Here is a 25,431-nt window from a genome sequence, read left to right on the forward strand (position 1 = left end):
CATGATTAATGCTTCCGATGTTCCCGGCAGCCGCGCGCAGAGTGCCTCGGCGACTCCTGAGCCAGGAGGTCAAGGTCGCGCCGAAAATTCACAAAAAGATAAGTCCAGTGAGGATTTCGCACGGGCAGCTAGTTCGCTCCAAGAGGCACTAAAGGGTGGGGCAGGGCACGGCGCTGGTCTGGTGGATTTGCTGCAGGGTTTGCAAAGCTTGCTCGAGGCGCTTCCTGGTGTACCGCAAGAGGCAAGTGAGGGTTTAGCTGAAGCGTTTGGCTATTCTGCGCCATCCGCGAGGTCGCCTTCGGTCCCATCGGAGACGCCTTCCGTTCCCTTGGTGAATTCGTCGCGCGTTCACAGTGTTGCGCCAGAGAACCTCTATGAGTCGAACGTTGTGAGCAGTGCGCGGCATCGCGGGCCGTCAGCCATAATCGGTGGCCACGCAAAGAGCAACGTTGGGCCAGGAATGCTGACGCATGACGCAGTCAGCAAATTGTATCAACTTGCTTTTGGAAAATCAAAGAGCAACGCGGAACAGGCGACGCAGGGTAGTTCTTGGATTGGAGAGACTCCTGCGGAACATTTCGCAATCGTGGCCAAGAATGGCACGCTAGGTGGCGGTGGGTCTCTCGAGGGGTCAGTGAAAGAAAGTATTGTTGAAACTACATATAAAAATGATACATTGTTTCAATATTTTGGTGATTCATTGCGCGTCCAGGGTGTGGTGCCTGGAGGGAAATCTTATCAGCCACACGGTAGACAGCCGCATGTCTTTAATATTTACTATTGCGATCAGGTAGGTTTTGAGTACAACGCGAATAAATTTAGCTACATTCAGCGAATCGAACAAGACAGGGAATACCGGATGTTGGCGCCGAACCACGTAATGGTTTATGGAGGGGGAGAATTCACCGGGAAGCTCCTCCTCGCAATCCGGCGGATCTGGTGATAAGACATCTGGTGATAAGACAGGAGACACCGCGCCCTCGGACGGATCTGGCGGAGGTGACGGGGCTGCCGACCTAGCGAAAGGTTCACGCGGCATTCATCGTTGAGTGGCTTGTAAGCGTTGTCATATGTGTGCCAGAGAGATGAGTCAGAGATGACGCGACAGATCAGTTTTGCGGAAACGGAGAGCCACGGCAGGAAGCGCGTGACTCGTCGCCAGCGCTTCCTGGGCGAGATAGAAAGCGTGGTGCCGTGGCAGCGGCTGTCGGCAGCGATTGAGCCGCACTATCCCAAGGGACGGCGAGGCCGGCCGCCGATCGGACTGGTACGGATACTGCGAAGTTACTTCCTCCAGCAGTGGTATGGACTGTCCGACGAGGCACTGGAAGATGCGCTGTACGACCGCAAGGCGATGCGCACGTTTGCGGGGATAGACCTGGCGGTCGAAGCGGTGCCGGAGGCAACAGCCCTGCTGAAGTTCCGCAAGTTGCTGGTCGCGCATGATCTGACGCGAAAGCTGTTCGATGAGATCGGCGTCATGCAGTGCGAGCGAGGGTTGTTGATGAAGGAAGGCACTATTTGGGATGCCACCATCATCGCAGCGCCACCGTCGACCAAGAACGCGGAGAAGGGCCGCGACCCGGAGATGCACCAGACCAAAAAGGAAATGAGTGGAACTTTGGCATGAAGGCCTTTATCGGCGTAGGCCCGGCTTCGGGGCTGATGCACAGCGTGCTGGGCACGGCGCACGTGTCTGACGTTTCGCAGGCCCATGCCTTGTTGTATGGCGACGAAGACGATGCGTTTGGCGATACGGGCTACGTCGGTGTTTTCAAACGCGACGAGATGCGAGGCAAGAGTGTGAAGTGGTACGTGGCGCTCAACCGCGGCAAGCATCAAGTCGTGCACGACGGCGCCCTGAAGGACTTGATGACGCAGGTCGAGCGCGCCAAGGCCAGGATTCGCGCCCGCGTCGAGCATCCCTTCCATGTCATCAAGAATCTAAATGGTCATCGCAAGGTTCGCTACAGGGGCTTGGACAAGATTTCGGCGCAGTTGTTCGGCCTGTTCGGCTTAGCCAATCTGGTGTTCGCGAAAAGGCCGTTGTTGGCGTCTGCGGGGTGTAATCCGTCATCCGTCCTGAGCGCGCCAAGCGCCAGGAAATGGGCCAAATACCGGATGTTCCGCCAGAAATCGCCCTAAAACTGCATTCCATTCTCGCATCGTGGAAAACGGATGCAAGGTGAGCCGCAAGGTCCGGTGCACGTGCCTTTGTTCAGTTATTTCCTAGTCTGCCGGTGTTAGAAAGTAAATGGACGGCATATGTTCCGCCGGTGTAGGCGCTCTACGATTTAGGAGACGTAAATGACGAAGACAGTCGACGAAGTGATGGCGGAAATCAAGAAGGGTGACAAATTTTCTGTTGGATACAACTTCAAAGAAGCGCGCTGGGTGTATAACGTTGATCGTCTCGATCGGGAATACAGAGGTAGTGAAATCCACACAAACTTCAAGGGGAAGACTTTTACCTCGCGCGCTGCGGCTCACTTTGAGTCCGCTGCGAGTAGCCGCTTACACGCTCAGTTGGGCGCTGATGTCGGAATTTTTGGCGGAATTGTTAAGAGGGTCTTTTTGGCCGCCGTGTTGAGGGTTACGGCATCCGGTGAATTAAACATCCGTGCAGGCTACCAAAAAATATAAACTACGGCAGGCTGACAATGGAAAGGTATGGCGCTGTCACGACGACGAATAATGGCGCTGTCACGACGACGAATAATGGCGCTGTCACGACGACGAATAATGGCGCTGTCACGACGACGTCTCGTGGTTTAACATCAATTGATTATTTTGGCTGTACCAATATTAGGTACGAAGGTGAAAGCACTATCGATTACGCATCCGTTTTTTTATCTATCGATCGGTCGTGCAAACATTTCATAATATACAAGTTCAATATTTTAAGAATAACTGCTTGAGAATTCAGCAAGTAAATGGCACAGAGTTCGTTAAATTCGATGCGGGCGAGGCCTGTAAGTATACCGATAAGTCTGGAAGGATATATTACCTTGGCTGACCCTGATGCTAGGGTGTCGGAATGGGACGAGGCTACAATCAACTGGGCGTTGGAGAGTGCATCGGATTCATCGCCAACTAGACGAGGAGTACTGTTGCCGGAGAGCTGAGGCGTGCGCTATCGGCAATCTCGCGTAAGGCTCGCCCGATCTGGTGGCCAGTGTCTATACGATGCACGAACGCGGGGAAACTGGCATGTCGAGGACGACGACGTGGAATGCGTAAGCTTGCGGCTAGGACAGTCCGCTCCGACTGGTACAAGCGCGGCTGCGCGTGGATTACACGGCAGCAGATTGAGGGCACGCTGAAGCGCATATTTACCCACCAGAGGAGCCCATGTGTCGCTCGAGACGATCTATGGGTGTAGGGGACGATCGTCGAGGGATGTTGCGGGATATGCATGCGATTCAGAAGTGACTGGAAGAGGTGTTCGATCGTTTGGTGCCGGGCACTAGGCGCCCTCATCGAGGGCGCGGGCAATTGCATTGCGATAGCGACCTTGGTGGAATGCAAGACGCGGTTCGTGGTGCTGGTCAAGATGAATGGTTGCGGGGCGGATGCGGCGTTGGGTGTCTTGAGGGCAAAGTTTCGCCGCGTGCCACTGCCTACGACCAAGACTAGGAGTTGGTACACCAAACGGAATTGACGAGGGGTGAGCATCGATGCGTTCTTTGGCAACCACATAGTCCGTGGCAACGTGCGAGCAACGAGAGCATGAACGAGCTGATGCGCGAGTATCTAAGAGAGAAAACCTTTTGGTTTTCTCGCAGGGCTACTTTCGGCGGGTTGCCGAAGCCATGAATTGCCGCCCGGGCGATACTCGATTTCGCCACGCCGGCAGATGCTATGGCAGAAGAGATCAACGGGTTACGAACCGCTGTTGCATCTCATACTTGAAACCGTCATTAAGGGATAGCCGATGATTTTCTTTTTAAAGAAATTGATTCGATTGTTGGCGGTAATCGGCATTGTCGGCTGCAGCAGCTTGCCAATCCCGGGGATGGTCGAGCCGGCCGTGCCACCTCCCGACTGGAGCTATGCGCGAGAGGCGGTTGGCGTGAACATTGAGGCATCATCGCGCTTGAATGAGGTTGGGGCGCATCCTCATACGCTGACCGTCGTGATTTTCCAGGTCGGCTCCGCTGGCGCCTTTTCCGGACTGTTTGTGACGCCCGATGGCGCTGCCCACCTGCTCGAAACGGGGCAGGCCGGGCTCGGGGTGCTAGCTGCGGACCGTATCCCGGTCGAACCTGGTACGAGGACGCGTATTGTCCTCGATCGGACGGAAGGGGCGAAATACATCGGAGTGCTGGCTGGGTATTTTGGCATGTCACCAGAATCGGCGCGCCTATTTCAAATCCCTTTGTGGGTGCACACCGAGGGTTTGATTCAGCGCACCACGCGATCGGGCCCCGAGGCTGTGAGCTTGCGCATTGTGCTGGGACGCACTGGTATCGAGGGCGCCACCCTTGCAAAGCGGGAGACGGACCATTGGCCCGACGGCCGCAGCGTCCTGAGTGCGAGTGAGGGTCTGCGCCCAGCGGGGTTGGCGGGGGAGGGAGAACGCTTTCTACTGCAGCGACTCGGGCACCTGCACACTCGGCGGCCGATCCACTGCTCGATCTGCCCATTGTGAGCGAACCTGTGAAGCTTGTGCCTTTCACCAGCGAGGATATCGTGCCATGAGTGGGTCAGTTCTTCTCCTAAGTCCGGAAGTCCTCGCGATGGTGCCCCCGGGGGTTCTTGTGGTCCTTGACCCGACCACGGGGCTGACCTACCCGGGAGCCAACGTGGGTAGCTGCGGGTCGGGGATACCGACGTGGTTCAGGACCTTCATACGTGGTTATCCTGTCGGCAGGCAACTTACCGTGGTTTCTGCCATGACAAATCCTATGACTCCTCCCCACGTCGCTGCCGCTACTGGCATGCCGACGGGAGGACCCGCGCTGGTCAGCACCGGCAGCGAAACAGTGTTTTTTGGCGGGTTAGGGGCGGCTCGTCAGGGACTAGATACAACGGCGCATGAGGGCCTTCCGGGTATGCCCGTTGGAGCAGCAGCAGGCATCGCGAGCGGCCCTCCGAACAGAGTTTTCATATTCCGGTAATGAATATACCAAGGATGGTGTTTCAGGCATGGTGAAACGTCAGTTTTTTAGCGACTATTTCGAGCGGGAACTCGCGCGTCTGCGGGAACTGGGGAGTGAGTTCGCAAGTCAGCATCCCGGCATCGCACCGGTGCTTGCGGGGCCCAGTACGGATCCTGACGTGGAGCGGCTGCTGGAAGGTGTCGCATTCCTGACCGCCGGGGTACGCCAGAAGCTCGATGACGAATTCCCAGAGTTCCTGCATCAATGGGCTCAGCTGATCGCGCCTCATCACGTGCAACCAGTGCCCTGTGCAACGGTGGTGGCGTTTGCTCCGGTCGAACGTCTGTCCGAATCGGTGCACGTCGCTTCCGGTACGGTGCTGGCGTCGCGGCCGGTAGAAGGAACACCCTGTCGCTTTAGCACCACAGCTCATCTTGACGTCCATCCGCTAACGATGAAAGCGGTGCGTTTGGAGGAGACCCCGGCGGGGATGGAACTGGTGCTTTCGCTGGACTGCGATGCCCTTGTGCCGAATGCGGGGCATCAGGACAAGGTGCGCCTATTCCTGGGCGGCGATTTTGCCGAAGCGGTGAGCTGGTTTGCTGCACTTTTCTTCCGAACACTCGACGTTCGCGTAGGCACGCCGGACAGTGGCTACATCTCCCTGGGGAAAGCAGCGCTGCGATGGCCTGCCTTTGCGGGAGAGGAAGCATTTCTGCCCTATCCGTCCCAGAGCTATCCGGGATTCCGGCTGCTGCATGAGTATTTCGCTTTGCCTGAGCGCTTTCTGTTCTGTGAGGTTGTAGGGCTTTCCGCATGGCGACCTGCTCGTCGGCACGAACGGGGCTTCGAATTGCGCTTCGCTTTTGGGGCGACCCCTGAAATCCTCCCGGCGCCAGCAGTGCACAATTTTGTCCTGCATGCAGTACCGGTCATCAATCTGTTTTCCGCAGACGCTACGCCCTTGAGCCTGGACCACCGCCAGCACGAATACCGGGTGGTGCCGTCAGGCTCGCCGCGCGGCCATAGGGAAGTGTTCTCGGTAGACGGGGTCGTTGGTCGAGGGCCGGAGCGTGGTGAGCGGGTTTATGCGCCTGTGGATGTGCTTGGTCGGGAGGAGGATCACGGGCGCCCTCTTTACCAAGTGTCATATCGGCCCGCTATCGATGGCCTGGGTCGCGAAGCCTACCTGTCGGTTCTTTACGGCAGCAGGGCTGTGCCGGACCGAGAGGTCATGTCCGTCCGCCTTACCTGTTGCAACCGGACGTTGCCGGAAGCCCTGCAGGTGAACGAGCCGCTGCGGGCTGGGGCCGGTGCTCCCGAGCAACTGGCCGCATCCAATATCGTTCCCGTTACGGGCTATTTGCCGGCGTCGGCATCAATTGAGCTGCTAACCAAGGTCATAGCCCATCAGACGCTGACGCATTTCCCGCTAGACAGCGCGGCCAATTTCCGATCTCTACTGGAACTGTATGTGTGTTCCGGGCCGCGGGAATGGCGCAGTCATCGCGCGAACCGAGCACGCATCGCGGGCATCGAGGGCATGGAGACGCGGGAGGAGGTGAGAGTCGCTGCGGGAGCTGTGCGTCGCGGACGCCACATTTTGTTGCGCTGCAATGGCGAGCGCTTTATCAACCGCGGCGATCTGCTCCTATTCGGCTGCGTGCTGGAAGCCTTTCTTGGCCGCTATGTGGGGCCTGGTGGCTTTGTGGCGATAAGCCTGCAGAACACGTATTCCGGGGAAAACTTCGAATGGCTACCACGGGTCAGTTGACAGCGCCCATTGCGGCCATTGCGGCTTTTCTCGGAAGCGACGGCCGTGGCCTGTCTTTCTTTCAGGCAGTGCGCCTTTTGCGTGCTTGCTGCGGAGCAGACATGGGTATGCCGATGCGATCAGGTTGCCCGCGTATCGAGGTGCGGCCGGATTTGTCCTTGAGCTTCCCGGCGCGCGATGTGCTGGCGGTAGAGTCTTTGGCAGATGGCTCGGGGTTCCGGTTGACGGTGAGTTTCATGGGCTTGTATGGCGTTGCCAGTCCGCTGCCCCTGTTTTATACCGAGCGCCTTATCGACCTGGAGCGCAACGATCATTCGGCCGCGCGGGGCTTCGTGGACGTCCTTCATCAGATGCTCTACCCCTTGCTTTTTAGCGCCTGGGCCCGTTGTCGCCCTTGGCTGGAGGCGTTGGAGGGCAGCGATCAGGGGACGCTGGCGCGGATGCGAGCATTGGTTGGTATGTGGGACGCTGAGCTCGGACGGCAGGCCCCTGAGGGCCTGCCCATCCTGCGTTACGCAGGGCTCTTGTCCTTGGCTTCCCGCCCCCTATTGGGTCTTGAAACACTGCTTCGTGATTTGCTTGGGGATCGCGCCCGAGCAGTGCGAGTGGGGCAGGCTTGGGGCAAGCATGCCATTCCCCGGGCGCAGCAGCTTAGGCTGGGGGAGGGGGACGAGCCCGGCTTGGATGCGACATGCTGCTAGGCCGCCACGGACCAGGCGGAACGGCGGAAGTGTCAGTTCTTATCGAGAGTGTGGTCGCAGATCAGTTTCTGGCCTTGCTTCCCGATGGGGAGTGGCATGCCCGCGTGGTGTTCGTCTTGCGGCTTTACCTGGGTATGCGTTTGCCGTGGTATGTCGAGGTGGCTTGTCGTTCGGGTGACCAGGGGCGCCTTTGTCTAGGAGGAAAGGCTTGGTGCCGTCTGGGCTGGGACGCGTGGCTGAGTAACTCGGCGGGAGGCGAGCGGTGTGTTCGCGTTGCAGCGTCGAATTGACGAAGGGATAATTGTGCAAATCCGCAAAGAATTCACTCATGTACTGATTCCGGGCTGCTACCAGTGGCGCGGGCTATATCGCCTCGCGGTGGGGGTCGGTTTTTTCTTTGCTTTCGACGATCCCGAAACGCCGTTGCAAGAGACTGACCTCTGGAATCTGGCGCACGCGCAATTGGGGGCGAAGCAACCGCTTGACCTTGGGCGCCCCAAGGGCAGACCGGAAATTCTGGTGGGTGGCGCTTGCCATGCCCCTGAAGGCACGCAGGTGTCTCTGCTGCATGTGAGTGTGCAGCTGGGAGGCTTGAACAAGCGTCTCGACGTATTCGGCGACCGCCACTGGCTGCGCCGGGGCGGGACCGAGCTACCCTCGGATCCCAAGCCGTTTGCTGAGATGCCGGTCGCACTCTCCCGTGCCTTCGGCGGAGACGGGTACGGGCCGAACCCAGAAGGGAAGGGTTATCTGAACAATCCAGGAGAGGCGGTCCGGGTTCGCCTTTCCCTCCCGAACGTTGAGTATCCTCGACGCCGGGTTGCTTCCCCGCAGGATCGGCCCCCACCGGCCAGCATGGTAGGTGGCGTCGCCCTGGCTCCGGATAGGATGCGCTGGGCCGGCGCTTGCGACGCCACCTGGGCTCGGGACCACGCGCCAGCCTATCCGGACGATCTTGACCTGCGGTTGTTCAATCTAGCGCCCGAGGACCAGTGGCTCGACAGATGGTTTTCCGGTGGCGAGTCGGTAGTCGTCGAGAACATGCATCCGCGCCATCGGCGTCAGGATATACGTCTGCCAACACGGCGTCCGCGAGTTTTTGTTGAGCGCAAAGCTGATGGCGATGGGCGCTTCGCCGAGGTGGCGTTGCATGCGGAAACGCTGTGGCTTTTTCCTGGCGAGGAGCGCGGGTTGCTGCTGTGGCGGGGCGAGCTGAACGTTTCCGACGAAGAGGCCGATGATGTGGCGCGTTTGTTCGTGGTCGATGAGCCGCCCGGTGCGCCGGCCCTGCCCATGAGCCACTACCGTGAGCGTTGGCGTTGTGACGAGCACTTTGCCATGCCGGCGGCGATACGGGAGTTAACCGAAAAAGGGAAGCGGGCCTTGGCAGAGTCCGAACAGAAACGGCAGCGGACCGAAGAGGAATTCGGCCGCTCCCACCCCCATTTGGCCAAGGAACTTGCCGAGGCGAAAGCGATGACACGTCCGCGTCCGCGTCCGCATTCCGGGGAGGGGAAGCATCGTGGGATTCCCGACCGGGCCGAAGTACTTGCCCGAGCTACTCAGGGGCTGCCATTTAAGGGTTTGTTGCTGATTGACTTGGACCTATGCGGAGAGAAGCTGACTGGGGTGGATTTTTCCGGGGCATTGTTTTTGCGCTGCCTCATGATGGAAGCGAACCTGCAAGGAGCCAATCTAAGCGAAGCGGCATTCACTGAGTGCGATCTAGCCGGTGCAGATCTCTCGCTGGTCCGAATGGAAAACACGCGCTTCAGCGAATCAAATATGAGAAAAGCGCTGCTGCGACAGGCAACAGGCAGTGCGCTGTTTGCCGAGTGCGACTGCAGTGGCACCGATTGGCGTGGCGCTTCTGTTGAAGTTACCGTGTCCAAGGGCAGCATGGCTGGCGCAACATTCGCGCAGGTGAGGGGGCTTGGTCTGATCTGCACAGGGAGCAAGGTGGATGGTGCGGATTTCACCGAGGCGCGGTTGTCGCGTGCACTATTCTCTGATAGCACTCTCTCGGGCGCGAAATTCGAGGCTGCGTCCTTGCTCCGCTCGATGTTCTCCAGAGTACAGGCGGCGGAAGTGGATTTCACCACCGCCGACCTTTCGAGCAGCTGCGGCCAAGACAGCGATTTCCACGGGAGTCGTTTTTCTGGTGCCAAATTGCAGAACGGCTCATTCCGGGAATGCTCCTTCGATGACACGGAGTGGGAAAGGGCTGATCTATGCGAGCGCTTGATGGAGCGTTGCAGCCTGAGAAGAGCGAACCTGTACCATGTAAGTGCACGCGCCGCCAAGTTCTCGCGCTGTGACTTCGAGGACGCTTGCCTCGTGGGCGCTAACCTGATGGAAGGAACTTTGCGCCATTCCCGCCTGGCTGGAGTGGACTTGCGAGGTGCCAACTTGTTTCGTGTGGATGCCTCTTGTGTAGAGGCTGCGGGCTTGCGATTGGACGATGCTCTTGTCGATGAGTTTCGCTTGCGCGAAAGGCAGGGGCGATGAACACTTGGACCCGCTCCCGGGTGGAAACGGCCTTGCGCGACAGCGCACAAATCAATGAAGCCGACTGGTCGGGCCTCGATCTCGCGGGCGTGAACCTCGAGAGGAAGGCATTGGTCAAAGTCAATCTGAAGGGGACATGTCTTTCGGGCGCGAACTGCACTGAACTCGCTCTGACCAATTGTGACCTTTCCGAGGCGCTGCTGAGCGAGACTTGTTTGGTGCAAGCGAAGGTTATCAATTCGAGGTTGCGGGGTGCAATTCTACATGGCTGTGATGCTGGTGATAGCCTCTTTTTTGACTGTGATTTTACCGAGGGGCGGCTTGCCCGGGCGAAGCTCCGATCCACCACATTCTCGCGCTGCGCACTGCCGGGCGAGGTTCTGGCTGACGTGGCGCTATGCCGTCAGGCCGCGTTCGATAAGTGCGTACTGGCTGGAACCTCCTTGCGCGGGCGGTTAGAGAAAACCCTTTTTCTGAATGCGATCTGTCAGGAGCTGATCTCACCGGCTGTAACCTGGCAGATTGTTTATTTAGCGCGTGCACGATGCCCGATGCAGTATGGCGCCATGTGGTGGCCGATGGGTTGACGTTCAACAGCATGGATCTGCGTGGGGTGGATTTTTCGGAGATGACCGTACGCCGTATGCTCGCAACCGCTGCTGATCTCAGAGGTGCACGGTTGGCTGGCGCCGACCTTACGGAGTACAAGTTCGTCGAGTGCCAATTGGGCGGAGCTGACCTGCGAGGCGCCAGTCTCGTGCGTGCGCTTTTTGCAGACTCAGATTTGTCGGCAGTGCAATTCGAGGGCGCCGACGCTCGTGAGGTCTTGTTTATCCGATCGTGCCTCGCGAACGCTGACCTGTCACGAACCGACTGCCGTCGTGCATATTTCAACCATGCAGACTGTGTCGGTGTCTGTTTTCGCGGGGCGAATCTCTCCTATGCGGACTTGAGTTATGCCGACGCGAGGGGCAGCGACTTCGCCGGGGCAAGTTTGCTGGGAACCATGCTGCACGGCATGGAGGGAAAGGAAACAGCACTTAGCCGTGGGCAGCGGGCCGAGGCGGGTGCGGCGGATGAAGCGAGGGAGCGTGCCGAGCGCTGGGTTCCGCCATACTAATCACTTTGAGAGGATAGACGATGGGGGCGAAAGCGGCAGCAAATCAAGCATCCGATGTGTGGACGTTGGGTGTAGGAAAGATCATTGCAGGCGTGGATGGAGGCCTCGCAGTTACGGGTACGTTCGGCCGCGCAACGGCAAGGCTGGCGGCCAGCTGTCTCGTTGCTCCGGAGCCGGGCGACGACGTCCTTTGCGTAGTGGGAATTACACAGTGCTACGTGTTGGCCGTGCTAGTGCGGCGGGGACAATCGCCGATGCGACTCGTACTGGAGGGCGGAGCGTTGTTCCAGGCACGCGGCGGTTCGCTCACGCTGGAAGGGGATAAGGAGATCAGGCTTGAGACTGCTGGCAATCTACAAATGAAAGCCGATCAGGTGTTATGTAAGGCTGCGATCGGCCACTTCCTGTTTGGTTCAGCAGAACTGACAGGCCACACGTTGCGTCTTGCGACGCATCTGCTGGCCACTACGGCCGACACGATCTGGCAGACAGCCGGGGAGCTGATGCAAAAGGTGCGCTCGTACACGCGCCATACCGAGAACGTGGAGGTGGTGCATGCGGGCGAACTGCACCAGATGGTCGACGCCACCGCCACCTTGCGGGCAGAGCAGGTGGTGATCCTGGCCGATGGTCTAGTACGCGTGGACGGAGATCGCATCCATATCGCATAGCCGGAGCTTGTCATTTTTGGGCTCTGTCGGGTAGCTGGGCGCGGTTACCCGCGTCCAGCCCCCTCAGAACCGTGCATGGGTCTTTCGATCCACACGACTCAAGCCTCTGCAAAGGCATCTTTCGACACCCGGTTTCACAACTGTATTTTCGGCAGACTAATTATTTCTACGGCAATTGAGATGGTGCATCTGAAGGTTGCCTGCTGCATCCGACCCGCCCTGGGCTCTTTTCACAATGTGACGAACATCCCAAGGGGTGCCCTTTGTGATTGGTTCCTGGCAGGTCGAACACATGCCATCCTGCCTTCGCCAGACACGGTAAAACTTCGCACGGCCTTTTGGCGAGTTCTGCATTTTCCCGCCCCATCGGGACTCGAAGTAATGCTCCCATTCTGGGTCGTGCGGATTGGCGTTGGCTCTGATCTTGATATGCCGCTGGATTGGCGTATCCGATTCTTGTAGCAGGGTGAGCTCTCGTTGCGTTCCATCCTCTTGTTTTTCTGTGGCGGCAAATACCCAGTTCCGAGCGCCCCGGGTCTTGAAGTATTTCTCTTTGACCCAGCGGGCTCCCTTGTTCGGATGCCTTCTTACCGCCCATCGCCATAGCATCGACCAGACATCGGCATCAACCCGAGCGAAGGTTTCCTTGGCGACTACATGGCTGTGGTAATTCGCCCATCCACGTAATACCGGATTGAGCAGCCTTATCAGGTTTGCCTGTTTAGCCGTCTTGTTGGCCTTGATGACTTCACGGATTTTGTCAAGATGCGCTTTGACGTTCGCTTTGGACGGCTTTATGAGCAGCTTGCCGTTGTACTTGCGAATGTTCCACCCGAGGAAGTCAAATCCCTCCCTGATATGCGTTATTTTGGTCTTCTCTGGCGATAGGACTAACCCCATGCGGTTTTACACATCTTTGACACTCCCAAGCGACTGAAGCGCCTACGAAAAACGTTTACTTTCAACGACTTGAAGCGGCACTTGTAAACTCTCTAAGTCTCGCGTTTACTGTCGCATTTTGGGTGACGCGTTGACGATTGAATCGACACACTGGGCAGCGACTGAGTTTGCCCACCTGGATCTCGGTGATGCGCGCCTCGACAAGCGAGCGAGGATGTTGATGGAGCGATTTGCGGCCGATCCGATGGCCAGCGTACCGAAGGCGTGCCACGGCTGGAGCGAGACCATGGGAGCGTATCGCTTCTTTGGCAACGACAGCGTTGACTGGCGCGATATTCTGACGCCGCACTGGCAGCAGACTCAGCAGAGAATGGGGGCTGAACCAGTCGTGCTGTGCTTGCAGGATACAACGGAACTTGATTTTAACGGTCAAGGGGCGACCGGACTGGGGCCGCTTAGCTATGAGGCGCAGCGGTGTTACGTCTCGCGCTATTTGAGGGCCGACATCCCGGGCTAATCGAGGTGAAACGACAGTGTTTGTCTCGCGCTGCGATGGGAATGAACATGACCACGCAGAGCGCGAGATGAAGTGGTCGGTAGGCTTCAGGAATGCGGGGGTGAAGCGACGCCGGTAGGTATGTCGGCCGCGATGGTGATGATGGGACAGCGGGCCTGAAGCGGGGGGAACGGCGATGACATGCAAACGGGGGCCTTGCGGCCCCCGTGAAGTTAGAAGGGATGGTCGAGCTCGTCGGCGGGATCGTCATCGGGGTCGAGGTCTGGCGGTGGGCGATAGCGGCGCGCCTGCTCGCCGTAGACGGTGTTGAACCACAGCCAGATGTCGTCGAGGATGAGCTGGATGAAGAAGGCGGCCTCGTCGGAGAGCACGGGGTCGGCCAGTCCGGCATTGCGCGTGAAGATGTCCATGATGGCCTCGCGGGTTGGCGTTGAAGTCAGATCGTGTTGGATGGCGGGGCTCACCGCACTTCCTCAATGGCCCGCTGCAGCAGCTCGTCGGGGATATGGTTCAGTCCCTTGGGCACGGCCAGCCGCATGGCGTTGCGCAGGATGCGCCCGGCCTGGCGGGGCACGCCACGCGAGGCCTCGCGCAGTTGTTCGATGCCGGAGTCCGAGAGCAGCGTGTGGTTGCAGCCAGCGGCGGCAAGCGCGTGGCCGATGAGCTGGGCGAAGCGCTCGCGTTCGATGACCGGGGTGAAGTGCACGCGCACCTGGATGCGTCCGTAGAGGGCGGCGTACGGCGCGCGTTCGAGCACGTCGGCCAGCGACGGATGACCGGCCAGCCAGATGGTGATCAGATCCCTGGCATCCATGGCGAAATTCAAGAACGCGGGCAGATCGCGGAAGAATGCGGGTGGCAGGTTCTGGCTCTCGTCGATGACCCAGACCGGCAGCACCTGCCGGTTCTGGGCCAGTTCGGTGATGCGCCGCTTGATGTCGCGCCAAAGGTCGGCGCGCCGGTAGCTGGGCTCAAGGCCGAGCTCGCGGGCCAGCGCCCGGTACAGATCGATGCGGCCGAAGTCGGACTCGGCCGTATAGATGACCTGGTAGCGGTGCGGGTTGAGCGAGCGCGTGATGTGACGCAGCGCGGCGGTCTTGCCCACGCCGGGCTCGCCGGTGAGCAGGCCCACGCCGGGGCTGGTGAGCAGCCACTGGAAGCGTTCATGCAGATGGGCGATCGCGCCGTCGTCCCACAGGCTGGTGGCGTCCTTGTCCAGTGGTGCGCAGCGCAGGCCGAAGTGCTGGCGGTACATGATTCAATGCTCCATGTGCGGATAATGTTGACGGTGGGCGAGCTCGATCAGGTTCGGGCCGGCCACGGCGGGTTCGGCGGTGGCGGGCTCGGCCTGGGGACGCTGGCGCCGGCGCGTGCTGTTGGCCACGGTATCGAGCTCGGTGGCCGCGCCCAGTTGCTGCCCGGCTTCGTTCTCGACGTGCATGACCACGCCGGTATGCGGATCGACGACAAGCCGCACGTGCTGGCCGGCGAGTTCGTACGGCACCTCGAAGCGTTTGCCCTGGTAGGACACCGTGCCGTCGCGGCGCACCAGGCGTGTGATGCGATACCAGAACAGCTGGTCGAGCTGCGCGGCCAGCGGTCCGAGCAGGCGGATGCGCGGCAGGTCCTGCTGGTAACGTGCCAGCGGCGTGAGCCCGCCCAGCGAGGCATGCTTGCTGCGGTGAAAGATCTGTTCGATCCATGGCCAAAGCCGGGCGTTCAGATCGCCCAGCTCGCGGATGCGGCTGGTGTCGAGTTCGGCCAGGAACTGCTCGCGCAGCGTGCGGTGCCATCGTTCGATCTTGCCCTTGGCAGCGGGCTGGTACGGCCTGCAGTAGATCAGGCGGATGGACAGGCGCGCGCAGATGCCCTGTAGGGTTGCGCTGCGATCGAGAACCTGTTCTCACGCCACACTGGTGGGCAAATGCGAGGTGAACGGGTCAAGCGTCTGGATCTCTGGATCAGACACAGGTCAGCGAATTCGGCTTTGCACCGGATGTAGCGCTCGCGATGCAGGCCAATCTGGCGGTGACGCAAACCTTGCAGGAGCAGATCGGAATCCTCGAGAAGCGACTCATGGATCGGGTGAAACTGCAACCCGACTACGTGTTGCTGAACTCGGTGCCCGGCATTGGTCTGATCTTGCCCCCGAAGAGTGGAGTTCTTAGCCTATGTTCAAATACGAGCAAGGAGCTAAGACATGTCAGGCAAGCAAACGCGAGCGAAATACACGCAGGAATACAAGTTGGAGGCGGTTCGCCAGGTGAAGGCCGGCCAATCGATTGCGGTCGCGGCCAAGGTTCTCGGCATTCCCAAGGGTAGCCTTGGGGCTTGGATGCGTCAGAGTGAAAAGGGAGAGCTGGCGGCAGGAACGACTGGCAAGCCGGTGAGCGTCACGCCTGAGCAGATGGAGCTGGCTCGGCTGCGGGCGGAGAATGCGCGCCTGAGAATGGAGCGCGATATCGCAAAAAGCCGCGGCATACTTTGCGCAGGACGTGTTGCAAGGTATGCCTGGATTTACCAAGTGAGAAAGCACTGGCCAGTGAGTATCTCGTGCGAGGTGCTGGGCGTGAGCGTCAGTGGGTATTTCGCTTGGCGCCAACGGCAGTCAACTAGCCCCGGCTCCAGCGGACGCCAGAGCGATGAGGCCGTGCCGGTGCTGGCCCACCTGCGCGCCATCCATGCCGAGGTCAAGCAGGAATATGGTTGGCCCCGCATGCATAAGGAGTTGCTCGCGCGCGGCGTCAGGGTGGGCAAGGAGCGGGTGCGTCGCCTGATGCAGCGGCATGGCCTGCGCGCGCGCACCAAGCGTAAGTTTGTTGTCACCACTGACAGCAAACATAACTTGCCGGTGGCCGCCGACTTGGTGCAGCGCAGGTTCACCCCTGAGGCGCCGAATCAGCTCTGGAGTGGAGACATCACCTATAGTACGCCCAGCCAGCATAGCCCGCCCGTTTGGGGGTGAAGCTGCTTGAGCATGTTTGGAATGCAGGACCCGGTGGAATTGATATTGCAGTACCGGGGCATGCCCTTCCTCTGCTGTGAGGGGAAGTGAGCCGAAGCGGCGGTGACCTGCTGACACTGGCAGGGTGACGTAGTGAGCGTGAGCGCGGGATTTGATGGAGAGGCGATCAAGGTAAATGATGGAGAAGGAGCGAGCCGCGAGAGCGGCTCGGCGAAGACCATCACGGCTGTTGATCGCGATGCGGTGGAATGGTGATGGACGTGCTCACGCCGGCGCTTCCGGCGCTGAGTTGATCTGCGAGTTGGAGTTGCGACTCGGCATGGCGCCGGATCTGCACGAGGTAATGCGACTCGACGAGCATCACCAGTTCGTGGAGATAGTCGAGGATCGCCGCGGCGTCCGCGTCGGTCAACTCGGGCAGGATGGGGCCGAGCAAGGGAAGGAAGGTCTGGTCTGTCATCGGATGCTCAGCGCTTGCCGCGCCGGGTCTGGGTTGCGGTATAGGTTTCGAGGTAGAGCTTTTCGTCGATCTGCGGCAGTTCGCGCTGCGCAGCCTGGGCCAGCAGTTCGCCGGCCAGGTTCATCAGGATGCGATGGTTGCCGGCGGCATGCTCGCAGAGAGTCTGGCGCAGCGGATCGGTCATCAGGCTGGCGTTGCCGGCGCTAGCCAACAGGTGACTCAGGCAGGCCTGCAGTTCGTCCAGGGTGGCGGCCTCCAGGGCCAGGCGCGCGCGGATGCGGCTGCCCAGCGGGATCAGGTCGTCGCGGGTGAACTTGTCGGGCAGGCGGGCATCGCCGGCGAGCACCACGCACAGCAGCGCCTGGGAGTCGAAGCGCGCCGACGCCAGCAGGCGTAACTCCGAGAGGACCGGCGCGCTCATCTCCTGGGCTTCGTCGATTAACGTTATGTGTAACGTTAATCGACTAATGTGAAGTAGTCCGAGATGTTAAGTGCCGCTGATCTCCTCCTGCTCTCCCGTCAAACTGCACGGCGTTTCTCAACATAACTGAATCCGCCGGGCGTATGGTGGTATCTCCGTCTGACGTTGATGGAGGCCATGATGCTTGAGCAAATCTTTCCCAAGGGTCAACTGTCTTACACACAGTCACCCGTCACCAATGTGCTTGAGGACTTCGCCAGCTGGCTTGTCGATGAAGGCTATAAGGGCACGGCGCTTCGCCGCCATCTTTTTCGTTTAAAACAGACACTCGAGGGTGTCGGCAACGTCACTGCAGAATCAAGATTCTCGGCGGCAGACCTAGCGGCGCTGTTTGCAGTTCCAGCTGCAAATCCGCAGGCGGCGAAACTGTACCTGCATACGCAGCACCGCTTCGAACGCTTTCTTTCGGCGCGAGGTCACTTGCTGCCCATGTCACGGCATGATCGCTTCGCGACATTACTGGATGCATACCGGGACTCGCTGTTCAATCAGCGCGGCATGTCGCCCTCGACGGTCCGCAACCACATGCGTACGGCCATGGCTTTCCTGAGCTACGCGGTTTCGCCAGAGACTTCCCTTGCCGAACTGTCGATGCATTCTGTGGATCGTTTTGTGGCTGCCTCGGGCGAGCGCATGAACCGCCAGAGCCTGCAACAGGTGGTCGCGCATCTGCGCTCATTCCTCCTGTTCTGCCACGCCCGTGGCGATATACGCGAGCGCATCGGAACAATCGACACCCCGCGTACGTATCGTGATGAACTGCCACCACGCGCACTCCCGTGGCGCGACGTTCTCGCGCTACTTCATTCCATCGATCGGTCAAGCATGGTTGGCTGCCGCGATCATGCCATTCTCTATCTGATGGCGCACTATGGTTTGCGGCCTGCTGAGATCGCCGCCTTGCAACTGGATTCAATCGACTGGGCGCAAAGCACTCTGCGCGTTCACCAACGCAAGACCCGCTCGGAGCTTCTCCTTCCTTTGTCCATTCAGGCTACCCGCATACTCAAACATTATCTGAACTTCGGCAGGCCAGTTGTCCGCGGTCGAACAGACCTGTTTCTGCGGTCGCATAGGCCCGCAACTGCATTGTGTCCCACCGCGATCAACGAAATCTATAAAAGAAGCATGCTCGCGAGCGGATTGGCTCTACAAGGAAGTTCAGCCTACAGCCTGCGGCACTCCTTCGCCATGAGGCTATTGAACAGGGGCGTTGGCCTCAAGGCAATTGGCGACCTGCTGGGCCACCGATCGCTGGAAAGCACATGCGTTTACCTTCGGCTGCAAATGGAGGTGTTAAGAGAAGTCGGCCTGCCACTGGGGTCAGCAACCACGAACATTCCGCTGTGGAGCTCATCATGAACCACCCTCAGACACCACTCGATCTTGCTATCGAGCGCTATCTTCTGCACTGGCGAGCACTTGGCCGCCGCTACTTCAAGGAAGAGCAGACCCTGCGGTCATTGAGTCGATTCCTGAACGAGCATGGCTTCAGCGACCTAACCCAGCAGGGCTTCGAGACGTGGTGCCAGGCATTCTCCTCCTTGCGAGGAATCACACAACGACACCGGCAGCTGACAGTGTGCAAGCTGTGTCGCTTCCGGCAACGCACCGAGCCAGAGTGTTTCGTTCCGGATCGACGTCGATTCACGCGGAGCAGTCCCCATGATCCTCCAGTTATCGTCTCCGGAACAGATGTCGCCAAAATTCTGGACGCTTGTGATCAACTTCGCGCCACCTGGCAATCCCCGCTTCGACCAGCACTGTGTCGTTTGGGGGTGGCGTTGCTCTACAGCGCGGGGCTTCGTCGTGGCGAGCTCGTACGGTTGACCCTAGCCGATGTGAACGAGGTGCAAGGCGTGCTGCATATCCGCGAGTCGAAGTTCCACCGATCACGGTTTGTACCACTGTCGGAGGATGCTCGCGCGGAAGTTCGCCGATATTTGCGCAAGCGATTGCAGGCGCAGTTCGACTGCGCGCCCGATGCGCCGCTGTTGTGCCACTGTGTCGCAGGGTTTCACGGCTACACCGGCCAAGGATTCCAGCACCTGTTCGCGGAAGTGATGCGCTCGGCCCGCATTCAGGGTGCTGACGAACGCCAACCCCGGATTCTGGATCTTCGACACAGCTTCGCGATTGGCGCCTTGCTACGCTGGTACAGGGAGGGGGCTGATGTGCAGGTCAAACTACCCAAGCTGTCGATGTACATGGGTCACATATCGATCCTTTCTACTGCGCACTACCTGCAGTTGACGCCCTCGCTTGCGCAAGCCGCCAGCGAGCAGTTCGAGGCCGGCTTCGGCAGTCTGATTGATGGAGGTACATCATGAAACCCGATCGGCCGAACTCATTGGGCAAGGCGCTCGTTCGGTTTTTCCAGGAGTATTTGCCGAACCTGCGGGGAATGAGCTCTCATACGATCCACGGCTATCGCGATGCCGTTGTTCTATTCTTGCGCTTCGCCTCCGAACAAACCGGCCGGTCCGTGGAGGACCTCGATATGGCGGATCTCAATGCCGAACAAGTGGTCGCGTTTCTGGATTTCCTCGAGCGCGAACGACGTAATGGCATCTCGACCCGCAATGCCCGCCTTGCGGCACTGCACTGCCTCGCCCATTTCCTCGCCGGTGAGCATCCGGAACGCTTGAGCCAGTTACAACGCGTTCTCGGTGTTCCGTTCAAACGCGGCACAACGCAACATACGATCGAATATCTGGAAGCCAACGAGGTCAAGGCGCTGTTGTGCCAGATTGACCGTTCAACGCGTTCGGGCCAACGCGACTACGCGTTATTCGCATTGATGTTCAACACCGGCGCGCGCGTTCAGGAAGTACTCAACCTTCGCCGATGCGATATCCGGACGGAGCCACCGTATCAGGTGAGACTGCTGGGCAAAGGTGGCAAAGTAAGAACCTGTCCGATCTGGGCCAACACTGCTTCGCTTTTGCGCGGTCTGTCGCAGGCACTACCGGATACGCAGGATAGCCAGGCCACGCTGTTTCGCAACGAGCGGGGTGGTAAATTGACGCGCTTTGGAGTCGGCTATCTTCTCCGCAAATATGTTGCGGGAGCAGCCACAACCGTCGACACGTTGCGCAACAAGCGCATTCATCCTCACTCGGTTCGGCATAGTACTGCTGTCGCGCTTCTGAAGGCCGGCGTTGACTTTGCCACCATCAGTCAATGGCTCGGGCATGCGAGCCTGAACACGACCATGGTGTATGCGCGCGCAGACCTCGATCTGAAACGGCAGGCATTGACGCAGGTCTTTCCGGATGTACTGGCAGCGTCGGCACCGGGACGGCTTACGCACGGAGCCGCCGACCTGCTCGGATGGTTGCGTCACCTTTGAGGGTATTGTTATGTGGAGCGCGAAGCGACCTATCAGCGTCTACGCTTGACTACCGCTTCGTAGCTTCACATCTCGGAGGACTTCACATTAGTCGATCAGCAGCACGCAACGACGGCGACTGGCGTCCAGATGGGCCAGCCAGCGTTCGCGCAAGGCCTTGAAGCCACCCCAGCGGTTCTGCGGCTTGATCGGCACCGCAAAGATGTCGCTCAGCTCCCGGTAGAAGTCGGAGAGGCTGCTCTGTGGGTGGGTAATCGAGCCCACCATCAGGTCGGGCAGACGGGTCAGGCGCTGATGGAGTAGGCGCAAGGCGATGCTCTTGCCGGAACCGGGATCGCCATGCACCATGGCGAAGCCGCCTTCGCGTGCCAGGCCGTTCTCGATGCGCCAGCAGAAGTGATCGAGTCTGGGGTTCACGAAGACCGCTTCGACGGGGATGTCCTGCGCAAAGGGGTTGAACTTCAGGCCGTACAAGGCCAGCAGATTGGGTTGCATCATGGCTTCGCAGGCGGAGTCGGGGGCAGATAGGCGGGAGGCAAACCAGTGGCGGCGTGTTCGGCGAGCAACTGGCGCAGCAAGGGCGCGATGCCGTCCGGGCTGGTTTCGGCTGCGGGTGCGACCCGCACTCGCCCGCGCAGCCCATCGGCATTGGCAGACTTATCCAGTGGGAAGACGGCAACCAGTGGCGTGCCGGTGCGCGCATCGACCAGTTCCACTTGGGAGAGGTCCCAGCGCGCATAGTGCAGGCAGACCTGCTCCAGATGGCGATAGGCGGACGGCACCTCGAAGCGCACGGCGTTGAGGGTGAAGGTGCCATCGGAACGGCGCTGGCGGCGATGTTCCTGGATCCGGAAGGCCCGGCGTAACGCCAGCGCCTCCGGGCAGGTCCGCGACACGTCGGCGCAAGACAGGTAGCGTTCGAGCGGCGCCGCGCCGAGCTCAGAGTGTGGCTTGCGATGGTATTCCTGCTCGACCCAGGCTTGGGTGGCCAGGTTCAGCTTGTCCAGCGTCAGATCAGGGTCGCCTTCGAGCATGGCCATCAGTCTGGATTCAACCTGCGCCCAGAAGCTCTCCTGCTTGGCATTCTGATACGGAGAATAAGGTAAGGTGGTCTGGTGCAGAATGCCCAGATGGGCAAGTCCCTCAGTAAATTCGTCGGCCAGCATGGCTGCACCGTTATCGCTCATGATGGCCCTTGGCAGGCCACGCTTCATGAGCGCCTGCGAGACGCCGTGTACCAGCGATGCGGTCGTTTCGTCGAGGAACCACTGTAGGTGGCAGACCAGCCGGGAGTGATCGTCCATGACACACAGCAGCAAGGGCTTGTGCCACTGACCATCGGGCGTGAGGACCTTGCGCGAGCCGTGGTGGAAGTCCAGGTGCCAGAGCGCGGCCACGTGATCGACTTCGTAGCTGCGCACCTCCCGTTGTTCGCGCCGGGCGGCCGCGGCGATGGCGCCAGGGGTGGTCGAGCGTGGGGTCTTCTGGCGCACGAGGCCGTGGGCTTTGAGGTACCGGCAGACCGTCGTGTAGGAAGGCAGCACGATCGGCGTGCCCTTGAGGGCGGCGACGAGGTTGTCGTAGTGCAGTTGCATGCTCCAGCCGGGATGGGCGCGGTACTGTGCCACCAGCACGTCGGTGATGGCGGCGATCATGCTGGGGAAGTGGCCGTAATCGTCGCGCAGTCGATTCTTGAGTTGGGCGACTGGGTCGTGGACATAACGCGCGCGATAGAACCAGCGCTCGATGGTGGACGCGCCGAAGCGGACGTCGGCGCCGGTGACGGGATGGCGCCAGACCTTGGCCGCCAGCGCCTGCAAGGCGTCCTGCAGCGCGCCCTTGCCCGGCGGCGAGGCCAGCAATGGGCCGATGACCGAGAAGCGCAGGCGCGCCCATCGGTTACGGTGATCGATGGATAGTGACATAGCCCTCCCGAGGGGGTGTGGATGATGGGAAGGGAGGCTACGGGCTGACCAAATGCGCCGCCATCGACAAGTTCTGCGGATCGCCAGCTACATTGGACGCCCCTCAGTCATTGCGATCAGAGCGGGGAAGCAAGAGACGCAGCAGCGCAGTGAGGCGGCCGGTGTCGGTGTCGGCCTGGACCGTCTGCAGCAGGCGCTCGGGATAGACAACGGCATCTGGCGCGGGCGGCAGACGACCCTGCAGCCACCGGCCGACGGGCGTGGCCGGGAAGGTATCGGTCCACCAGAGGCGCCAGCGTTTGAGCGTGACCCAACTGACATCCGGCAGCCCCTCTGTGCCGGAGCCGTGGGTGCGGCTCGATCGCAGCACCAGAATGATGGCCAGGTAGACGCGCCGGCCGAGGAACCGCACCGAACCTGGCGTCGTGCGTTTGCGGCAGCCGGCGCAGCATAGGCTCAGGCGCGTGCTGCAATCCGGGCGCGCCGCCGGCGGGCAACCCCGCGGCTTGCGGGGATAGTCGGCTCGGTGGAGTGGATGGCCACAATGGCAGCAGCCATTCTGATGGGCGGCTTGCATCAGGTCTTCGTCGATCTGGCGCAACAGGGTAAAGAACGCTGGCGTTTGTAGCAGGGCGTGGCACACTGGCGCAGTCTCCTTCATTGCTGGACACAATAAAGGCGACATCTTCTCTCAGGGCAGTGCTTGCACGATCCCTGAGGGAAGCTCTCCGGCTTCCCTCATCGTGCTTGATCAAATCTCACAGATTCGACATCACAAACGCCGCTCATGCTCAGAAGACGATCGGCGATCTGCTTGGTCACGACTGCCTGGAGAGCACGTGCGTCTATCTTCGCCTGCATGTGGAGGCGCTGCGACATGTCGCCTTACCCGTCCCTTGTTGTGGCCACGTCTCGACGAAGGAGGCATCATGAACGACCATGTCGCGTCAACTGCGCTTGATCCCGTCATCACTCGATACCTTGCGCACCGCCGAGCGCTGGGACGTCAATACGACATGCAGGAACGTACCTTGCACTCGCTGACGAACTTCCTGGTCCAGGCTGGCGAATCGGACCTGAGTAGCGGGCTATTCGAATCGTGGTGTAGGATGTTTGAGTCGCTCACCGCGAATGTGCGCCGGGCCCGCCAGGTTGCCGTGCGCAACTTCTGCCTCTACCGGCAACGTACTGAGCCCCGGTGTTTCGTGCCGGACATCAACCGGTTTGCGCGGACGCAGCCGCCTCCCGCGCCAACTATCCTGACTCCTGCGCAGGTGGGTCAGTTACTCGAACTTGCGGACACGCGCGAGGCCACGGCGACATCGCCATTACGACCGTATGTCCTGCGCCTGGCGCTTGTACTGCTGTACACCGCTGGGCTCAGGCGAAGAGAGCTGGTACGGTTGACGCTGGCCGATGTGGACGCGCACGCTGGGGTCCTGCGCGTGCGGGAATCGAAGTTTCACAAATCGAGGTGGGTTCCGCTTTCGTGCGGTGCCCGGCGGGAACTATGCCGCTACCTCGTGCACCGCCTGGCCACCCCGCTCGACACGACGCCGTCGTCACCGTTACTGTGCAATATGCACCATGGTCTGCGGGGCTACACTGGATCAGGATTGCGTCGCGGTATCATGGAACTATTGCATGATGCCGGCATATGGGATGTCGACGGACGTGTTCCTCGCATTCAGGATTTTAGGCACTCCTTTGCAATTGAAGTTCTGATGCGATGGTACCGACAGGGTGCTGATGTTCAGTCCAACCTGCCAAAGCTCGCACTTTACATGGGTCACGTCTCAATCGTGTCGACGGCCTACTATTTGCGCTGGACTCCTGAACTCCAGGAGCTGGCCAGTAATCGGTTCGCCAAGCAATTTGGTTATCTTGTCCGAGGAGAGCAGCGATGAAACGGCGCTCATATTCCGATGAATTCGGTCGGATCCTTGCCCGATTTTTCCAGGATTATCTGCCCGCGTTGCGAGGAATGAGCCGGCACACAATTCATAGCTATCGCGACACGCTGGTACTCCTGTTGAGATTTCTCAGTGCGAAGCGACACTGCGGGATTGAACGCCTGGATCTTGCCGCGATCACCGCGGAATCGGTCGGACAGTTCCTGACATCTCTCGAGCGAGACCGGCACAACGGCATTGCGACGCGCAATATCCGGCTTGCTGCGATTCATACATTCGCGCGGTTCCTGGCAACTGAACGTCCTGAACACCTGGCGGCGTCGCAGGCAATCCTCGGCATTCCATTCAAACGCGGTGCCCGGTCAGCGCCGATCGAGTATCTCGAGCCGGATGAGGTCGAGGCGCTGCTGAATGCGGTCGATCGAACGACCGCCGCCGGACGGCGAGATTACGCCTTGCTGTCGCTCATGTTCAATACCGGTGCAAGGGTGCAGGAGGTACTCGACCTTCGTTTGTGCGACCTGCGCGTGCAGCGGCCGTGCCAGGTCAGACTGCAAGGCAAGGGGAACAAGGTGCGCGTCTGCCCCATCTGGCCGCAGACTGCCAGGTTGCTGGAGCGGCTCGTCGAAGAGCGCCCGCATCCCCTTGACGTGAACGCGGCACTGTTTGTCAATAGTCGCGGCGACAAGCTTACCCGCTTTGGGGTCCGTTACCTGCTTCGCAAGCATCTGGTCGCGGCCGAAGCGGTCGTACCTACCCTCAGGGAGAAACGCATCCACCCGCACTCTCTAAGGCATACGACTGCGGTCAGCATGTTAAAGTCGGGCGTGGACTTCCCAACGATCAGCCAATGGCTGGGTCACGCGAGTCTCGATACAACGATGCGCTATTCGAAAGCAGACATCGACATGAAGCGCCAGGCGCTCCTACAAGTGTTCCCCGACATATTAACGATGGCGCCGACTGACCGCCGAACATTTGAACGCCTGCCGATTATCGAGTGGTTGAAGCGGCTCTGAAACTTATGTGGAGTCCGCGTCCG

General features: G+C 59.9%; 23 protein-coding genes and 5 pseudogenes. 19 read left to right on the forward strand and 9 right to left on the reverse strand.

Annotation, left to right across the window (positions count from 1 at the left end; genetic code table 11):
- Window position 1 precedes the first annotated feature (1 nt).
- The 12 genes and pseudogenes from OMK73_RS37225 (at window position 2) to OMK73_RS37270 (ending at window position 11,876) form a co-directional block, all read left to right on the forward strand.
- Entirely contained in the window at window positions 2-943 is a 942-nt protein-coding gene (locus tag OMK73_RS37225; RefSeq protein ID WP_267606702.1) for a hypothetical protein, read from the forward strand.
- A gap of 153 nt (window positions 944-1,096) precedes the next feature.
- Window positions 1,097-2,076 (forward strand): annotated as a pseudogene (locus OMK73_RS37230) (IS5 family transposase); the annotation flags it as partial.
- Window positions 2,077-2,307: 231 nt separating this feature from the next.
- Window positions 2,308-2,643, forward strand: a complete 336-nt coding sequence (locus tag OMK73_RS37235) for a hypothetical protein (RefSeq protein ID WP_267606703.1) — start codon at window positions 2,308-2,310, stop codon at window positions 2,641-2,643.
- Between the two features lie 394 nt (window positions 2,644-3,037).
- A pseudogene (locus OMK73_RS38580) lies at window positions 3,038-3,912 on the forward strand (transposase).
- Between the two features lie 22 nt (window positions 3,913-3,934).
- A complete protein-coding gene (locus tag OMK73_RS37240) occupies window positions 3,935-4,651 on the forward strand; it encodes a type VI secretion lipoprotein TssJ (protein WP_267606704.1) in 717 nt (238 codons plus the stop codon).
- A 410-nt stretch (window positions 4,652-5,061) separates the two neighbouring features.
- On the forward strand, window positions 5,062-6,876 hold the full coding sequence (tssF, locus tag OMK73_RS37245; RefSeq protein ID WP_267606705.1) for a type VI secretion system baseplate subunit TssF: 1,815 nt from the start codon (window positions 5,062-5,064) through the stop codon (window positions 6,874-6,876).
- Window positions 6,855-7,577 (forward strand): type VI secretion system baseplate subunit TssG, encoded by a 723-nt coding sequence (locus OMK73_RS37250; RefSeq protein WP_267606706.1) that lies wholly within the window; start codon window positions 6,855-6,857, stop codon window positions 7,575-7,577. The genes tssF and OMK73_RS37250 overlap by 22 nt, the downstream gene beginning before the upstream one ends.
- Window positions 7,568-7,867 carry a type VI secretion system baseplate subunit TssG gene (locus tag OMK73_RS39530; RefSeq protein ID WP_420715703.1) on the forward strand — a complete coding sequence of 100 codons (300 nt, stop codon included), beginning with the start codon at window positions 7,568-7,570 and terminating at the stop codon, window positions 7,865-7,867. Before OMK73_RS37250 ends, OMK73_RS39530 begins: the two co-directional genes overlap by 10 nt.
- Window positions 7,842-10,085, forward strand: a complete 2,244-nt coding sequence (locus OMK73_RS37255) for a DUF2169 family type VI secretion system accessory protein (RefSeq protein ID WP_267606707.1) — start codon at window positions 7,842-7,844, stop codon at window positions 10,083-10,085. The genes OMK73_RS39530 and OMK73_RS37255 overlap by 26 nt, the downstream gene beginning before the upstream one ends.
- Window positions 10,082-10,672, forward strand: a complete 591-nt coding sequence (locus OMK73_RS37260; protein WP_267606708.1) for a pentapeptide repeat-containing protein — start codon at window positions 10,082-10,084, stop codon at window positions 10,670-10,672. Before OMK73_RS37255 ends, OMK73_RS37260 begins: the two co-directional genes overlap by 4 nt.
- Window positions 10,570-11,205, forward strand: coding sequence for a pentapeptide repeat-containing protein (locus OMK73_RS37265; protein WP_420715709.1), 636 nt, complete (start codon window positions 10,570-10,572; stop codon window positions 11,203-11,205). The genes OMK73_RS37260 and OMK73_RS37265 overlap by 103 nt, the downstream gene beginning before the upstream one ends.
- 20 nt (window positions 11,206-11,225) lie before the next feature.
- Window positions 11,226-11,876, forward strand: coding sequence for a DUF3540 domain-containing protein (locus OMK73_RS37270; protein ID WP_267606709.1), 651 nt, complete (start codon window positions 11,226-11,228; stop codon window positions 11,874-11,876).
- Window positions 11,877-12,032: 156 nt separating this feature from the next.
- Here OMK73_RS37270 and OMK73_RS37275 read toward each other — a convergent pair whose 3' ends face one another.
- The gene (locus OMK73_RS37275; protein ID WP_267606710.1) at window positions 12,033-12,776 is read right to left on the reverse strand and encodes a group II intron reverse transcriptase; all 744 of its coding nucleotides are present in this window, start codon (window positions 12,774-12,776) and stop codon (window positions 12,033-12,035) included.
- Window positions 12,777-12,912: 136 nt separating this feature from the next.
- Here OMK73_RS37275 and OMK73_RS37280 point away from each other — a divergent pair.
- A pseudogene (locus OMK73_RS37280) lies at window positions 12,913-13,251 on the forward strand (IS4 family transposase DNA-binding protein); the annotation flags it as partial.
- Window positions 13,252-13,505: 254 nt separating this feature from the next.
- Here OMK73_RS37280 and OMK73_RS37285 read toward each other — a convergent pair.
- The 3 genes and pseudogenes from OMK73_RS37285 to OMK73_RS39535 form a co-directional block, all read right to left on the reverse strand.
- Entirely contained in the window at window positions 13,506-13,757 is a 252-nt protein-coding gene (locus OMK73_RS37285; RefSeq protein WP_267606711.1) for a hypothetical protein, read from the reverse strand.
- Window positions 13,754-14,548 (reverse strand): ExeA family protein, encoded by a 795-nt coding sequence (locus tag OMK73_RS37290; protein WP_267606712.1) that lies wholly within the window; start codon window positions 14,546-14,548, stop codon window positions 13,754-13,756. The genes OMK73_RS37285 and OMK73_RS37290 overlap by 4 nt, the downstream gene beginning before the upstream one ends.
- A gap of 3 nt (window positions 14,549-14,551) precedes the next feature.
- Window positions 14,552-15,181: pseudogene (locus OMK73_RS39535) on the reverse strand (integrase core domain-containing protein); the annotation flags it as partial.
- A 312-nt stretch (window positions 15,182-15,493) separates the two neighbouring features.
- Here OMK73_RS39535 and OMK73_RS37305 point away from each other — a divergent pair.
- Window positions 15,494-16,219, forward strand: a pseudogene (locus OMK73_RS37305) (IS3 family transposase); the annotation flags it as partial.
- Window positions 16,220-16,478: 259 nt separating this feature from the next.
- Here the strand turns inward: OMK73_RS37305 and OMK73_RS37310 are convergent.
- Window positions 16,479-16,718 (reverse strand): hypothetical protein, encoded by a 240-nt coding sequence (locus OMK73_RS37310; RefSeq protein WP_267606714.1) that lies wholly within the window; start codon window positions 16,716-16,718, stop codon window positions 16,479-16,481.
- Between the two features lie 7 nt (window positions 16,719-16,725).
- Window positions 16,726-17,139, reverse strand: a complete 414-nt coding sequence (locus OMK73_RS37315) for a hypothetical protein (protein ID WP_267606715.1) — start codon at window positions 17,137-17,139, stop codon at window positions 16,726-16,728.
- Between the two features lie 168 nt (window positions 17,140-17,307).
- On the opposite strand from OMK73_RS37315, the gene OMK73_RS37320 reads away from it, so the two are divergent.
- The 3 genes from OMK73_RS37320 to OMK73_RS37330 are packed head-to-tail and all read left to right on the forward strand — an operon-like array spanning window position 17,308 to window position 20,551.
- Window positions 17,308-18,561, forward strand: a complete 1,254-nt coding sequence (locus tag OMK73_RS37320; RefSeq protein WP_267606716.1) for a tyrosine-type recombinase/integrase — start codon at window positions 17,308-17,310, stop codon at window positions 18,559-18,561.
- A complete protein-coding gene (locus OMK73_RS37325; protein WP_267606717.1) occupies window positions 18,558-19,529 on the forward strand; it encodes a tyrosine-type recombinase/integrase in 972 nt (323 codons plus the stop codon). The genes OMK73_RS37320 and OMK73_RS37325 overlap by 4 nt, the downstream gene beginning before the upstream one ends.
- Entirely contained in the window at window positions 19,526-20,551 is a 1,026-nt protein-coding gene (locus tag OMK73_RS37330; RefSeq protein WP_267606718.1) for a tyrosine-type recombinase/integrase, read from the forward strand. Before OMK73_RS37325 ends, OMK73_RS37330 begins: the two co-directional genes overlap by 4 nt.
- Before the next feature lie 87 nt (window positions 20,552-20,638).
- Here the strand turns inward: OMK73_RS37330 and OMK73_RS37335 are convergent, their stop codons facing one another.
- The 3 genes from OMK73_RS37335 to OMK73_RS37345 form a co-directional block, all read right to left on the reverse strand.
- The gene (locus tag OMK73_RS37335; protein WP_267606719.1) at window positions 20,639-21,049 is read right to left on the reverse strand and encodes an ATP-binding protein; all 411 of its coding nucleotides are present in this window, start codon (window positions 21,047-21,049) and stop codon (window positions 20,639-20,641) included.
- Window positions 21,046-22,476 carry a DDE-type integrase/transposase/recombinase gene (locus OMK73_RS37340; RefSeq protein ID WP_267606720.1) on the reverse strand — a complete coding sequence of 477 codons (1,431 nt, stop codon included), beginning with the start codon at window positions 22,474-22,476 and terminating at the stop codon, window positions 21,046-21,048. Before OMK73_RS37340 ends, OMK73_RS37335 begins: the two co-directional genes overlap by 4 nt.
- Window positions 22,477-22,579: 103 nt before the next feature.
- Window positions 22,580-23,119 (reverse strand): transposase, encoded by a 540-nt coding sequence (locus OMK73_RS37345; protein WP_267606721.1) that lies wholly within the window; start codon window positions 23,117-23,119, stop codon window positions 22,580-22,582.
- A 286-nt stretch (window positions 23,120-23,405) separates the two neighbouring features.
- On the opposite strand from OMK73_RS37345, the gene OMK73_RS37350 reads away from it, so the two are divergent.
- Window positions 23,406-24,383, forward strand: a complete 978-nt coding sequence (locus OMK73_RS37350) for a tyrosine-type recombinase/integrase (RefSeq protein ID WP_267606722.1) — start codon at window positions 23,406-23,408, stop codon at window positions 24,381-24,383.
- Entirely contained in the window at window positions 24,380-25,408 is a 1,029-nt protein-coding gene (locus OMK73_RS37355) for a tyrosine-type recombinase/integrase (RefSeq protein ID WP_267606723.1), read from the forward strand. The genes OMK73_RS37350 and OMK73_RS37355 overlap by 4 nt, the downstream gene beginning before the upstream one ends.
- Window positions 25,409-25,431 lie beyond the last annotated feature (23 nt).

It is taken from the genome of Cupriavidus sp. D39 (assembly GCF_026627925.1).
Lineage (GTDB): Bacteria > Pseudomonadota > Gammaproteobacteria > Burkholderiales > Burkholderiaceae > Cupriavidus > Cupriavidus ulmosensis.